Source organism: Acidovorax sp. HMWF018 (genome assembly GCF_003061035.1).
GTDB classification, from domain to species: domain Bacteria; phylum Pseudomonadota; class Gammaproteobacteria; order Burkholderiales; family Burkholderiaceae_C; genus Acidovorax; species Acidovorax delafieldii.
Genome location: NZ_QAIM01000561.1, coordinates 9612 through 19222, shown reverse-complemented (window position 1 = coordinate 19222; position 9611 = coordinate 9612). Strand labels below are relative to the sequence as shown.

Genomic DNA, 9611 nt, shown 5'->3' with positions numbered 1-9611 from the left:
CTTGGGCGAGCCTCCACGGCCCGTACAACGCGCCGGGGTGCTTCGTTTGCCCATGGGCTCCGACACGACATCCTGCACCGGTCCACCATGGTCGAGGGGCCGGCCTTGCGCATCCACCACGCGACCCAACAAGCCGTCGCCCATGGGCAAACGAAGCACCCCGGCGCGTTGTACGGGCCGTGGAGGCTCGCCCAAGCGAGGCATGGGGATATATGGCGCAGCCGGCACCACACTCGCGCCACTGGACAGCCCATGGATATCGCCCGCCGGCATTAAAAACGCACGGTCGGCAGAAAACCCGACGACCTCAGCCAACACCGGCGCGTGCCCTGGCATTTGCACCATGCACTGCGACCCCACAGGCACGCGGATCCCCACCGCCTCCAGCACCAGTCCCGTCAGTCGGGTCAGCGTACCCCGCGTCTCCAACGGCGCGCCTTCGGCCACGCGCTCGCGCGCGTCGTCCATGAAGCGGGTCCAGGCAGAGTCAAGGTCGACGGTCATCGCCATCCCCAAGCGTCTCGTCGTCCCAGGGTGACTGCAGCCCCAGCGACGCAATGGCACGCTGCCACCGTTTGTCGATGCTGCCATCAACGACCGTGCCCGCCGACTCCACCATGCAGCCACCAGCAGGCACAGCGGCATCCGCCATCCACTGCACGCCAGGCGCATTGATCTCTTCGCGCAGAGGCTGGGCCATGGCCTCCATATCCTCCGGATTGAGCCGGACGGTGGCTGGCCGCCCTTCCGTGACCAGCATGCCCACGGCCTCCCGCACCACCGGCAACAAGGCATTGGGATTGACCGACAGTTCCTGGCGCACCACCTGGCGCGCGATGTCACACGCCAGCTCCAGCACCTGCTGCGCCATGTGCTGCTGCATGTCGATCAGGCTGGCTTCCAGTGTCTGCAGCACGCTTTGCATGCGCTGTGCCGCCTCTTGTCCCTGCTGGGCAATGTATTCATCCATGCGGCGCTGCCACTCGAGCGCCGTCTGCGCCTGCCCTTGGGCAAAGCCCTCTGCATATGCATCGTCGCAAGCCTGCTGGACAAGCGCCTGCTGTGCCGCTTCATCCAGCTCGGCGGGCAGCTCCGCCACAGGTTCCGGCTCGGGCTCTGGCTCGACCAGATCGGAGCCGTCTACGGCGGCAAACTTCCACTGCTTGAAGTCGCCGACTTCCTCGCTGGGAATGAACCGCGAATAGGACCGCTGGTTAGACGAAGGCATCATCACCACCGCCTCCGATCACGATCTGGCCTTCGTCAGACAGGCGACGCACCGTCTTGAGGATTTCCTTCTGCTGCGCCTCGACCTCGGACAGCCGCATCGGGCCGCGCGATTCGAGGTCTTCGCGCAGCGCGTCGGCTGCACGCGAAGACATGTTGGAGAGGAATTTTTCGCGCAGTTCGGGCACTGCGCCCTTGAGAGCCACGATGAGGGTTTCGGATGCCACTTCCTTGAGTACCGTTTGAATGGCCTTGTCGTCCAGCTTGAGAACATCCTCGAACACGAACATCTTGTCCATGATCTTCTGCGCGAGGTCAGGGTCGTAGCCCCGGATGGATTCGAGCACCACGGCGTCCATGTTGCCGCCCAGCAAGTTGATGATCTCTGCGGCAGCCTTGACGCCGCCCAGCGAACTCTTGCGGATCTTGTCCCCGCCCGCCAGCACCTTGAAAAGCACTTCGTTCAGGTCCTTGAGGGCTGTCGGCTGGATACCTTCGAGCGTGGCCACACGCAACAGAATTTCGCTACGCTGGCGATCCGTCAGGTGCATCAGGATGCCCGAGGCCTGGTCGCTGTCCAGATGTACCAGGATGGCAGCAACGATCTGCGGGTGCTCGTTACGCAGCAGTTCAGCCACTGACAGCGGATCCATCCACTTGAGACTCTCAATGCCCGAGACATCTCCGCCCTGCAAGATCCGGTCGATCAGCAGTCCCGCCTTGTCATCGCCGAGCGCGCGCTTGAGCACAGCGCGCACGTAATTGCCGGTGTCGGATACCAACAGGCTTTGCGCTGCGGCCGCGTTGGAGAATTTGTTGATGACCTCGTCCACCTTTTCGCGCGACACCGAGCGCATGCGCGCGATGGTCTCGCCCAGCTTCTGCACCTCTTTGGGCGAGAAATGCTTGAACACCTCGGCCGCCTCTTCCTCGCCGAGGGACATCAGCATGATGGCGGCATCGTGGAGTCCTTGGTCGTCCATGGTCGTGGTCCGTGCAATCGGTAGCGGTAGCGACGACTAAACGGGCTCGCCGTTCAGCCAGGTCTTGAGAATATTGGCGACCGCGACCGGATTCTCCTTGGCCAGCGTACGCGCATCTTCCAGGCGCAGCTGCTCGGGGGTCGCAGGCAACACTTCGTCCTTGCGGGCGGGCGCTGCCAATGCCGGGCGCTCGGGTGTTTCTGCCTCCAGCGCGTCCAGCTGTCCACCTGCCACCGGCTTGGCGGCACCGGCCTTGGCCGGCGCTGGGCCCTTGAGCGCAGGACGCACCAGCCCCATCAGCACCAGGGCAGCAAACAGAACCGCACCTACGGGCCAGGCAAAGGTCTTGGCCAGATCAACCACCTCAGGCTGCTTCCAAAGCGGGGTGTCTGTGATTGGCACTGCAGTCACCTGGAACGGCGTATTCATCAGATTCACCGAATCACCGCGTTCGCGATTGAAGCCAATGGTTTCACGCACCAGCGCCGTCATCTGCTCGATCTGCTCGGGCGTCAGCGCCTTGGTCACGGTCTTGCCCTTGTCCTCAGCCGACTGGTAGTTGACCACGACCGCAGCACTCAGCCGCTTGACTGCGCCTGTACTGCCACGGACCACTTTCACCGTCTTGTCCACTTCATAGTTGGTGGTGGACTCGCGCTTGTTGGACTGTTCCTCAGTGCCCTGTTGGCCGCCCGCGTTGGGCGCAGGGTTGGCGCCATTGATGGGCGCTGCAGACGGAGCGGGAGGCTGATTGGCAACCGCACCGGGCACACCCGTGGCGGTCTTCGTCGCGCTGCCACGGCTTTCCAGCACCTGCTGGCTGCGGACGGCGCTGGAGTCTGGCGTCTGGTTGGGGCGGAATTGCTCGGAGGTGGACTCGGTCTGGGAGAAGTCCACCTCAGCCGTCACCTGCGCCTTGACGTTGTCACGGCCGACCACGGGCTCCAGAATGTCCATGATGCGGCGCGAATACTGCTGCTCCAGCTGCTGCACATACAAGAGCTGCTGGGCATTGATTTCAGCACCGGCCGTGGTGTCGGGCGATTGGGACAACAGCTTGCCCGTGTCATCCAGCACACTCACGGCTGACGGCGCCAGTTCCGGCACGCTGGAAGCCACCAGATGCACGATGCCCGCGAGTTGGGCACGGTCCAGAATGCGGCCGGGGTGCAGGCTCACCAGTACCGAGGCCGACGGCTTTTGCTGCTCACGGAAAAATCCGTTCTGGTTGGGCAAGGCCAGGTGCACACGGGCACTTTGCACGGACGACAAGGCTTGAATGGACCGGGTGAGCTCCCCCTCCAGCCCGCGCTGGAAGTTCAGGCGCTCCTGAAACTGCGTCATCCCGAATTTGTTGGACTCCATCAGCTCAAAACCTGCGACGGAGCCCTTGGGCAGGCCCTGAGTGGCCAGTCGCAGACGCACGTCATGCACGCGCTCCGCTGGGATCAGGATGGCGCCACCACCCTCGGAATACTTGTAGGGCACATTCATTTGGGACAGCTGCGCCACCACGGCCCCGCCATCCTTGTCGCCCAGATTGGAAAACAGTACCCGGTAGTCGGGTTGGCGCCCCATCACGATGGCCGCAACGGCAGCAGCCACCAGCAGCGCCACGCCCGCACCCAGCCGCATGCGCTGCGCCCGGTCGAGGGCGGACAGCCGCTGCAGCCAGTTGGGACTGGCCGGCGTCGGGAGCGGATTGAGAGGGACTTCAGCAACAGCAGACATCTTGCTTTCCATTAAAGCAGGCCCTGCAACAGACCTAGCGTGGGGTCGATTATTCGGTCACGCCTCCAAAATGTTCGCTGGATAAGCCGTCCGTTTGGCCATCTATTCAGAGCGATGCATCCTGGGCCGGTAGCTAGGATACGCAGCATACCGCCATTCCCCTACGGATACCGCCATGGACCTTCGCATCTCCAGCTCAACCGCCCCGCTGACGGGCGCTGGCGTCGCGCGCCGTGCTGCAGCGCCGCAACCCACGGGCAATGAAGTCGGCTTCTCTGGCGCGCTCAAGGGCGCATTGCAGTCAGTGAGTGCCGCGCAGAACAAATCTTCCGAGATGCAAAAGGAGGTACAAATGGAAAACCCCTCCGTGAGTCTGGAAGAGACCATGGTGGCTATCCAGAAGGCGCAAATCGGCTTTCAAGCCACACTGCACGTGCGCAATCGCATGGTGCAGGCGTACACCGACATCATGAACATGCAGGTGTGACCTGCTGGCGACGTATAAAGGCCCCGTTCTCAACGGGGCAGCCGTGTGGCACTGCGCTGTATCAACACAAGAAACTATATTTTTGATAGCAGCAAAGGCATACTGCACTAAAGCTTCACGCACATCTAGTGCATTTTTTGACCCAGAGGCGCTTGGCGGTCGAAGTGGCGACAGGTTCAGTACCGCGCACTTTGGCACCCCCTGGACGGCACTACCCATCGCCGCAGTGCTCCGCTAATCCGGCCATCCCAGCCCTAACAAGCAACCACATTTGACCGCTAGGTCACTGCCGCACACAGCAGCAGCCCGGGAGCGTTGCGCTGCCCGCACTCAGTGCATCATCTGGGGCTGCCCCTCGAACAGATGCTCGAACTGCGCAAGCCAGGGCTCTGCCAGGCAGCGGATCTGCGCATCGTTGCGCAGGATGCGCTGCATGATGCGGGTCTTCTCACGGCGGTGCTCAGGCAGCAATTCGTGCTCTTGCGACTTGAAGCGCAGTTGCTCGATCAGCACTGCACAGGCGCCTTCATAGCGCACCACACCATCCCAATCCTTGAGCTTGGCCGCCTCCAGCATCTTGGCGCTGCTGTCCTCAATCGCCTTGTAATAGTCAATCAGCATGTGAGACATAGTCAGGCCTCCACCAGCACGGGCTGGCCCGAGGCGGGCGTTTCGGAGGCACCGGCACCCGATTTCTTGATTTCATTCCACCCGGTTGCCACGGGCTCGATCAGGCGCATGACTTCTTGCATCATGGCGTCGTCGTTACGGGCATTGGCCAGCGTAAGGCGATGGATGCAGTAGTCATAAAGCGCCCCCAGGTTCTCCGCCAGTTCACCGCCATCCACCTTGTCGAGCGAGGTGCTCAACCCCTCTTCCAGAATTCGGATGGCCTTGGAAATGGCATTGACCTTGCCGAGCACATCACCGCGCGCCATGGCGCCGCGTGCAGTGGCAATGGAGTTGAGAACACCTTCATACAGCAGGCTGACCAGCTGGTGCTGGTCGATCGTGTGCATGCTGGTCTCTACGTTGATGCGCTGGTAAGCGTTGGCTGCACGGGGGCTGTAGGCGCTGAACATGCTGACAATCCTTCCGAGGTATTACTTAAGTTATCGGCGTGCGCCAAGAAAACTGAAGCCTCTGTTTATTCAGCCCGTAGATTTATTCCAGGCCGCCACCTGCTGCGAGATATAGGCGTTCAGACCATTCAGGCTGCTCAACTGGCTGTCCAGCGCGTTATAGCGCCGCGTGATGCGTTTTTCAAATGCGTCAACCTTTTCGTTCACGCGTGTTTGGTCCTGGGAATTGCGCTTGAGACTCAGCTGCAGGGTGTCGTCCTTGGATTTGAAGAAACCATCGTTGGCCAGCAGATTGGTGGTCAGCGCCTTCAGTTGCACCGCAATGCCATCGGCCGATCCGCCTCCGGTGTTGCGGAACAGGTTCTTCACGTCGTCAGGCTTCTCAGTCAGGGCCTTGTTCAGCTTGGTGGAGTCGACGGCCAGATTCCCTCCCAGCTGCTGCGTGATGCCGACATCTGCCAGACGCTGGAAGGCCCCGCCACCCGTCGAGATCGACTGGATCGCGTTGCGCAGAGAGTTCTGCAGTGCCACAGCGGTCGAATCCCCTTGCAAAAGCCCTGCCGAACGGGTCTTTGCGTCGTATTTGGTCGCATCTTGGAGCAATTCGTTGATGGCGTTGTAGGCCTTCACGAATCCATCAATGTTGGACTGGATGGCAGAGTTGTCCTTGCTCACGGTGATATCAATGGGAGCCGTCGTCACTTGCTCGGCCTTGAAAGTTACACCCGAAATCGTGGACGCAAACGTATTAGTGGCCGAAGACACCGCGATCCCGTTGACCGTGGCCTTTGCATTGGCGGCAGCCTGTGTGACCGTGGCGCCATTGACGAGGCGGGACAAACCAGTGGCATCGGTGTTGCCGGCACTCTGGGGATCAGTATCACCACCTTCCATCACGCTCAGTCGAAATCCGAATTCCTCACCAGTGCTCTTGCTGCGCAGCAGCAAACGCTCGCCCGAAGCGTCGCTGAGAATCGACGCAGTGACCCCTGCATTGGCGCCATTAATCTTGCTGGCCACATCCGACAGTTTGTCGCTGGCGCTGATGCTGATGTCCACGGGCTGGCCACTGCCAGGCGTGAACGATGCGGGCGCCACACTCCACTTGCCCAATTCAAGGCGCAGCGTACCCGCCCCGAGCGCACCACCTACGGGCAGCAAAGCTGCCGACGCTGTGGCCTGTGCCTTGGCAAGGCTTTGGACTTCCACACTGAACGTTGTGGGCAGCGTGCCCCCAACGGCAGTGGCGGAAACATATTTGGAGTCGGATGACGTGGTGGCCACACCATTCCACCCGGTCACGCTGGTCAGCTTGCCAGCAGCGTCCTGTAGCGTGGAGACCAGCGACTTGATCTGCCCAAAGGCGGAAATCTTGGTATTGACCGTGGCCGCTTGCAGCTTGAGCGTGTCCAGGGGCTTTTTTTCCAGAGCGACGAGCTGAGAGATGATGTTTTTGACATCAAGTCCATTCGTGCCGACACCTGGGGATGAAATGGTTGCCATACAAACCTCCTGAACTGGTCCAACGGAAATTATGGCGCCGAACGGCGATCAAGAACGTCCGTAAACACGCCAGGAAACCCGTCTTATCCAGCGGTCCTGGCACCCGCTGTCCCAAAAAGCCAAAGGGCGGCGACAGAAATCTGCCGCCGCCTGGGCCACTTCAGGGCGCTGCAACGCCCCGACTGCCATGCCCTCTGCCTATTAACGCAGCAGGGCCAACACACCTTGCGGCAGCTGGTTGGCCTGAGCCACCATCGCCGTACCGGCCTGTTGCAGGATCTGAGCGCGCGACAGGTTGGCGGTTTCTGCGGCAAAGTCGGCGTCCAGGATACGCGAACGCGAGGAGGATAGGTTTTCCGACGTCACTTGCAGGTTGCTGATCGACGTTTCAAAGCGCGACTGCAGGGCACCGAGCTTGGCACGCTCGCCGTTGATGAAGGCCAGGGCGGAGTCCACGGTCTTGAGCGCATTGGTCGCGTTGCTGAACGTGGTCACGTCCAGGTTGGCCACAGCCTGCAATGCAGAGCCACCGTCATCCAGTTGGGTCGCACTAGTAGAGTCCACAGCGAACGACTTTTCCGAATCCAGGACGATGTAGCCGCCCGTATTCACCATTTCTGCGGCAGAGTTGGCCGTCAGCGTCTGGGCCGTACCGTTGCTGGCGCCAGCCGCATCGTAGCCGGTAACGGTCACATTGGCAGCATTGGCATTGGCTGTGTCACCCACCACGATGTCGTTGCCGGTAGCGTTGGTCAGAATCACTTGCGTGCCGTCCGAGCTCAGAGCAGCGTTGATGCCGGTCTTGGCAGCCTGGTCGTTGATGGCGGACACTGCAGCCGACAGGCGGTCGGTGCCGGTGGCAGAGGTCAGCGTGAACGACACCGTGACGGCGGCAGCAGACCCAACATTGTCGCCCTGCAAGGTCAGCGAATAGGAACCAGCCGAGGCCATGCCACCCAAACGCACTTCGGTGCGGGCAGTGGCAGTCACACCGGTGGTGGCCTTCATACCATTGATCTGATCGGCTGTTGCCTTGGCCGTCGCGTTCGACCCTGCCGCAATGCTGTTAGTACCCAGGTAGCCGCTGATGGCAATGGTGCCAGCAGCTACGCCGTTGGACGTCGCGCCCGCTGCCACGGTGGCCTGAGCACCGATGCCCGAGCCGTTCGATGCCACGTTTTGGTTGTTGCCGTACACCGTGGTGCGCAGATTGCCCGTTGCCGCCACGATGGTCTGGTTGGCGTTGGCGCCCACCTGGAACTGTTGCGTACCAAAGGTGCCGTCCAGCAGCTTCTGACCGTTGAATTCGGTGGTTTGCGAAATGCGGTCCAACTCAGACACCAGCTGGCCGACTTCCTGTTGCAGGGCCTGACGGTCGCCGGCGCTGTTGGAAGCGTTGGCCGATTGCACGGCCAGCTCACGCACCCGCTGCAGGATGTCGCCGGAAGCCTTCAATGCACCTTCAGCGGTTTGCGCCAGGGAGATACCGTCATTGGCATTGCGAACCGCCTGGTTCAGGCCACGAATCTGGCTGGTGAAACGCTCGGAAATCGCCAAACCGGCTGCGTCGTCCTTGGCGCTGTTGATGCGCAGGCCCGACGACAAGCGCTGGATGGACGTGTTCAGCGAGGTCTGGCTCATGCCCAGGTTGCGCTGTGCGGTGAGCGAGCTGATGTTGGTATTGATGGTGGAAGCCATTGCAAATCTCCAGAAAGAACTGACTGAATATGGCGTTGCCGCCAGCCGGGGCGCCAGCACCACGCTGGCTTCCTGGGTTCGCCAGTGCTCTTTAGCCTCTGGTGAACGGCGGGCCGCTTACGGTCCGTTGTAAGTGTTTTCGGGTCACCGCCGGAAAACTTGAGGGTCAAACGCGCAAGTTGTACGACTTTTTTGCCGCTTATCTCCCCAACGCCAAAAAGCGGCATCTCCACAATTCATCCATCGTTCCCTCATTGACAGCCGGACGGGTGCGCTTGAACCGGCAAACAGATCCGTCTTGCGACGTTAAGGAGTTTCGCCATGGCAGCAACCATCAATACCAACATCAGCTCGCTCACCGCGCAGCGAAATTTGGGCACCAGCCAGATGTCGCTCAACTCAGCCATCCAGCGCCTGTCGTCGGGCCTGCGCATCAACAGCGCCAAGGACGACGCAGCCGGTTTGGCGATTTCCGAGCGTTTCACCAGCCAGATTCGCGGCCTGAACCAGGCGGTTCGCAATGCGAACGACGGAATTTCGCTGGCCCAGGTGGCAGAAGGTGCGATGGGCTCCGCCGGCAACATCCTACAGCGGGTGCGCGAACTGGCCGTGCAATCGGCCAACGCTTCCAACAGCGCCGGCGACCGTCAGGCCCTGCAGCAGGAAGTCGGCCAGTTGGTGGCGGAACTGGACCGGATTTCGCAAACCACCGAGTTCAACGGCCAGAAATTGCTGGACGGCACCTTTGGTACGCAACAGTTCCAGGTGGGCGCCAATGCCAACCAGACCATCGTGGCAGCGACCGCCAACCTGCGCACCAACGTGTACGGCAACAACCAGAACATCGCCTCCAACGGCTCGGGTATTGGTGCACAGGCCCCTGCGACTGGCGCCACATCC

At 61.3% G+C, this 9611-nt stretch carries 8 protein-coding genes and 2 pseudogenes; 2 read left to right on the top strand and 8 right to left on the bottom strand.

Annotated features, from left to right (window positions below; genetic code table 11):
- From DBR23_RS24055 to fliF, 4 genes and pseudogenes are all read right to left on the bottom strand, one after another.
- Positions 1-504, bottom strand: a pseudogene (locus DBR23_RS24055) (flagellum-specific ATP synthase FliI); the annotation flags it as partial.
- Positions 488-1228 (bottom strand): flagellar assembly protein FliH, encoded by a 741-nt coding sequence (locus tag DBR23_RS24050; RefSeq protein WP_108499805.1) that lies wholly within the window; start codon positions 1226-1228, stop codon positions 488-490. The pseudogene DBR23_RS24055 and the gene DBR23_RS24050, both read right to left, overlap by 17 nt.
- On the bottom strand, positions 1215-2210 hold the full coding sequence (gene fliG / locus DBR23_RS24045; protein ID WP_056065732.1) for a flagellar motor switch protein FliG: 996 nt from the start codon (positions 2208-2210) through the stop codon (positions 1215-1217). The genes DBR23_RS24050 and fliG overlap by 14 nt, the downstream gene beginning before the upstream one ends.
- A gap of 36 nt (positions 2211-2246) precedes the next feature.
- Positions 2247-3941, bottom strand: a complete 1695-nt coding sequence (gene fliF, locus DBR23_RS24040) for a flagellar basal-body MS-ring/collar protein FliF (RefSeq protein WP_108499804.1) — start codon at positions 3939-3941, stop codon at positions 2247-2249.
- A 175-nt stretch (positions 3942-4116) separates the two neighbouring features.
- On the opposite strand from fliF, the gene fliE reads away from it, so the two are divergent.
- Positions 4117-4428 (top strand): flagellar hook-basal body complex protein FliE, encoded by a 312-nt coding sequence (fliE, locus tag DBR23_RS24035; protein WP_108499802.1) that lies wholly within the window; start codon positions 4117-4119, stop codon positions 4426-4428.
- A 330-nt stretch (positions 4429-4758) separates the two neighbouring features.
- Here the strand turns inward: fliE and DBR23_RS24030 are convergent, their stop codons facing one another.
- From DBR23_RS24030 to DBR23_RS24015, 4 genes are all read right to left on the bottom strand, one after another.
- Positions 4759-5058 carry a flagellar protein FliT gene (locus tag DBR23_RS24030; protein WP_007860919.1) on the bottom strand — a complete coding sequence of 100 codons (300 nt, stop codon included), beginning with the start codon at positions 5056-5058 and terminating at the stop codon, positions 4759-4761.
- Between the two features lie 2 nt (positions 5059-5060).
- Positions 5061-5510, bottom strand: coding sequence for a flagellar export chaperone FliS (gene fliS, locus DBR23_RS24025; protein WP_056065726.1), 450 nt, complete (start codon positions 5508-5510; stop codon positions 5061-5063).
- Between the two features lie 69 nt (positions 5511-5579).
- Complete coding sequence (fliD, locus tag DBR23_RS24020) at positions 5580-7013, bottom strand: flagellar filament capping protein FliD (RefSeq protein WP_056065723.1); 1434 nt, start codon at positions 7011-7013, stop codon at positions 5580-5582.
- A 201-nt stretch (positions 7014-7214) separates the two neighbouring features.
- Positions 7215-8711: a flagellin gene (locus DBR23_RS24015; RefSeq protein WP_056065722.1), complete on the bottom strand. Its 1497-nt coding sequence runs from the start codon at positions 8709-8711 to the stop codon at positions 7215-7217.
- A 321-nt stretch (positions 8712-9032) separates the two neighbouring features.
- On the opposite strand from DBR23_RS24015, the pseudogene DBR23_RS31625 reads away from it, so the two are divergent.
- Positions 9033-9611 (top strand): annotated as a pseudogene (locus DBR23_RS31625) (flagellin); the annotation flags it as partial.

Excerpts from the sequence above, each read along its gene's own strand:
- DBR23_RS24050 (WP_108499805.1), bottom strand. The coding sequence starts at position 1,228 with ATGCCTTCGTCTAACCAGCGGTCCTATTCGCGGTTCATTCCCAGCGAG.
- fliG (WP_056065732.1), bottom strand. The coding sequence starts at position 2,210 with ATGGACGACCAAGGACTCCACGATGCCGCCATCATGCTGATGTCCCTC.
- fliF (WP_108499804.1), bottom strand. The coding sequence starts at position 3,941 with ATGTCTGCTGTTGCTGAAGTCCCTCTCAATCCGCTCCCGACGCCGGCC.
- fliE (WP_108499802.1), top strand. The coding sequence starts at position 4,117 with ATGGACCTTCGCATCTCCAGCTCAACCGCCCCGCTGACGGGCGCTGGC.
- DBR23_RS24030 (WP_007860919.1), bottom strand. The coding sequence starts at position 5,058 with ATGTCTCACATGCTGATTGACTATTACAAGGCGATTGAGGACAGCAGC.
- fliS (WP_056065726.1), bottom strand. The coding sequence starts at position 5,510 with ATGTTCAGCGCCTACAGCCCCCGTGCAGCCAACGCTTACCAGCGCATC.
- fliD (WP_056065723.1), bottom strand. The coding sequence starts at position 7,013 with ATGGCAACCATTTCATCCCCAGGTGTCGGCACGAATGGACTTGATGTC.
- DBR23_RS24015 (WP_056065722.1), bottom strand. The coding sequence starts at position 8,711 with ATGGCTTCCACCATCAATACCAACATCAGCTCGCTCACCGCACAGCGC.